Annotated in this window: 3 protein-coding genes and 1 tRNA gene; 3 read left to right on the top strand and 1 reads right to left on the bottom strand. The window is 66.0% G+C overall.

Features of this window, described 5'->3' with window-relative positions; translation table 11 throughout:
- On the top strand, nucleotides 1-777 hold a 777-nt coding region (locus AB4Y86_RS15110; protein WP_441403013.1), incomplete at its 5' end, for an FAD-dependent oxidoreductase.
- Between the two features lie 92 nt (nucleotides 778-869).
- Nucleotides 870-2,369 (top strand): pyruvate kinase, encoded by a 1,500-nt coding sequence (pyk, locus tag AB4Y86_RS15105; protein WP_441403012.1) that lies wholly within the window; start codon nucleotides 870-872, stop codon nucleotides 2,367-2,369.
- A gap of 105 nt (nucleotides 2,370-2,474) precedes the next feature.
- On the opposite strand, the gene AB4Y86_RS15100 is transcribed toward pyk, so the two are convergent.
- Nucleotides 2,475-3,080: an ANTAR domain-containing response regulator gene (locus AB4Y86_RS15100; protein ID WP_441403011.1), complete on the bottom strand. Its 606-nt coding sequence runs from the start codon at nucleotides 3,078-3,080 to the stop codon at nucleotides 2,475-2,477.
- A gap of 207 nt (nucleotides 3,081-3,287) precedes the next feature.
- On the opposite strand from AB4Y86_RS15100, the gene AB4Y86_RS15095 reads away from it, so the two are divergent.
- Nucleotides 3,288-3,369 (top strand) — tRNA-Leu (locus AB4Y86_RS15095).
- The last annotated feature ends 12 nt before the right edge of the window (nucleotides 3,370-3,381 follow it).

The raw sequence follows: 3,381 nt of genomic DNA, 5'->3' as shown, positions 1-3,381 counted from the left end.
GTGGAAAACCAGATCAACGCCGCCGGCAAGCACGTCGTGATCCCGCGGGACCTGCCGATCCCGGGCCGCCAACTCGACGGCGTGCACTTCGCGATGGACTACCTCGTCCCGTCCAACCGGGTGGTGGCCGGCGAGACGGTGGAAAACCAGATCAACGCCGCCGGCAAGCACGTCGTGATCCTTGGCGGCGGCGACACCGGCGCGGACTGCCTCGGTACCGCCCACCGCCACCAGGCAGCGTCGGTAACCACGTTGGCGATCGGCAAGCAGCCGTCCGCCGAGCGGGCCGCGCACCAGCCTTGGCCGACGTTCCCGACCTTGTTCGAGGTGGCCAGCGCCCACGAGGAAGGCGGCGAACGCACGTACCTCGCGTCCACCGTCGAGTTCGTCGGCGAGAACGGCAAACTGACCGGCGTGAAGGTGGCCGAGACCGAATTTGTCGACGGGAAGCGGCTGCCTAAGCCTGGTACCGAGCGGATCATCCCCGCGGACCTCGTGTTCCTGTCCCTGGGCTTCACCGGCGCGGAGCCGGCCGGGATCACCGAGCAGGTCAGCGCCGAGTTCGACGGACGCGGGAACGTGGCGCGGGACGGCCACTACATGACCAACACCGAAGGCGTATTTGTCGCGGGCGACGCCGGCCGCGGCCAGTCCCTGATCGTCTGGGCCATCGCCGAGGGCCGCGCCTGCGCCGCCGCGGTGGACAAGTTCCTGATGGGCAGCACTATTCTTCCGGCGCCCGTAGCGCCCACGGACCGGGCGATCGCCGTCCTGTAGTCCGGTCCGGCCCCTCCGTGGGCCGGACCGGGACACCGGCCGTTCTTCCCCGCGACACCTCGAAACGTTCAACAGACAACTAGGGTAGGCATATGAGACGCGCAAAAATTGTGGCCACTTTCGGACCGGCGATCGCGAGCTTCGAGAACACGCTTGCCGTGCTCGAGGCCGGGGTCGACGTGGCCCGGATGAACATGAGCCACGGAGACTACACCGTGCACGACAACACGTACGAGAACGTCCGCAAGGCGGCCGGGCAGCTCGGCAAGCCGGTCGCCATCATGGCCGACCTGCAGGGGCCGAAGATCCGCCTCGGCCGGTTCGTCGACGGCCCGTACCTGCTTGCCGTCGGTGACACCTTCACGATCACCACCGAGGACGTGCCGGGCACCAAGGACATCTGCTCGACGACGCTCAAGACCCTGACCGAGGACGTCAACCCGGGCGACGCGCTGCTGATCGACGACGGCAAGGTGGCCCTGCGCGCGCTGGAGGTCGACGACGTCAAGGTCGTCGCCACCGTGACGGTGGGAGGCTACGTGTCCAACAACAAGGGCATCAACCTGCCCGGCGTCGCCGTGAACGTGCCTGCGCTGAGCGAAAAGGACGAGGATGATCTGCGCTGGGCGATGCGCCGCGGCGTGGACATGGTCGCGCTGTCCTTCGTCCGTGACGCGTCGGACATCGACCGCGTGCACGAAATCATGGATGAAGAGGGCCGCCGGGTGCCGGTCATCGCCAAGATCGAGAAGCCGCAGGCCGTGGACCAGCTTCCCGAGATCATCGACGCCTTTGACGCGATCATGGTGGCCCGTGGCGACCTGGGCGTGGAACTTCCGCTCGAGGAAGTGCCGATCGTGCAGAAGCGCGCCATCGAGCTGGCCCGCCGCTGGGCCAAGCCGGTTATCGTGGCCACGCAGGTGCTCGAATCGATGATCGAGAACCCGCGTCCGACCCGCGCCGAGGCCTCCGACTGCGCCAACGCCGTGCTCGACGGCGCCGACGCGGTAATGCTCTCCGGCGAGACCAGCGTGGGCAAGTACCCGATCGAAACCGTCAAGGTGATGGCCCGGATCATTGAATCCACCGAGGTCCACGGCCTGGAGCGCGTCCCGCCGCTGGGGACCAAGCCTAAGACCCGCGGCGGCGCCATCACCCGTGCCGCCGTCGAGATCGCCGACCAGCTGGAAGCGAAGTACATCTGTACCTTCACCCAGTCCGGTGACTCCGCTCGCCGGCTCTCGCGGCTGCGCCCGATCCGGCCGGTCTTCGCGTTCACCCCGATGGAGCATGTCTGGAACCAGCAGGCACTGACCTGGGGCATCCAGCCGGTGCTGGTCCCGATGGTGGGCCACACCGACRAGATGACCGCCCAGGTGGACCGCAGCCTGCTGGAAATGGATCTCGTGGAAGATGGCGACCTGGTGGTCATCGCGGCCGGTTCGCCTCCCGGAAAGGCCGGTTCCACGAACATGCTGAAGGTCCACCGCGTCGGCGACCTCGCCGACGCCGGCAGCCATGGCGAGGCCGTCGTGGCCAAGGACAAGCTCGGTCCCTGGCCGGAAAAGAAGAAGAAGAACAACAAGGTCTAGTTCGTCCTCGCAGACGACAAAGGGAGGGTCCCGCCGCGTGAAGTCCAGCGGCGGGACCCTCCTTTTTTCGTTGTGCAGTTGTTCCGGTGGCTTGTTGGCCGGGGGTTAGTTGACCTGGTTGATGATGGTCTCGGCAACCTCGCGCATGCTCAGGCGGCGGTCCATCGAGGTCTTCTGGATCCAGCGGAAGGCTTCCGGCTCCGTCAGGCCCATCTTGGTGGTGAGCAGGCTCTTGGCGCGCTCCACGAGCTTGCGGGTGGCGAACTGCTCCTGCAGGTCGCTGACCTCGTTCTCGAGGGCCTTGATTTCCTCGTGGCGGGACAAAGCGATCTCAATGGCCGGAATCAGGTCCGCCGGGGTGAAGGGCTTGACCACGTAGGCCATGGCGCCGGCGTCCCGGGCCCGCTCGACGAGCTCCTTCTGGCTGAATGCGGTCAGCAGTACCACCGGGGCGATCCGGGCCTTGACGATCTTCTCCGCGGCGGAGATGCCGTCCATTACGGGCATCTTGACGTCCATCAGGACGAGGTCCGGCTTCAATTCCTCGGCGAGCTGCACGGCCTTCTCACCGTTGTCCGCTTCGCCTACGACGTCGTAGCCCTCGCCGCGCAGGATCTCGATGATGTCGAGGCGGATGAGGGTCTCATCCTCGGCGACAACGACGCGGCGCGCCGGCTGGGAAGTGGGGCTTGACTCCGTCTGTTCTGACACGGGAACTCCTTGGAAAGGTACGGCGGGAACTAGACCATCATAGGGTTTGCCCGCTGGTGTACTGGGGGCCGGTTGGGATCGATGCGGCGTCACTGGCGCGATTCTGGAATTCAGCCTATCTGCATGTAGAGTAATTTCGCGCACCGGAAGCGATCGCGTTGCTCACAACACCAGTGGGCAGCGAACATCACAACCGGTGTACTCCGCGCCCGAGTGGCGGAATTGGCAGACGCGCCGCACTCAAAATGCGGTATCGAAAGGTGTGTGGGTTCGAGTCCCACCTCGGGCACAGTGTTTCCGC

This window comes from Arthrobacter sp. 2YAF22_2 (assembly GCF_052114645.1).
Lineage (GTDB): Bacteria > Actinomycetota > Actinomycetes > Actinomycetales > Micrococcaceae > Arthrobacter.
Note: the sequence above shows the minus strand (reverse complement) of the source record. Positions and strands in the feature narration are given on the sequence as shown.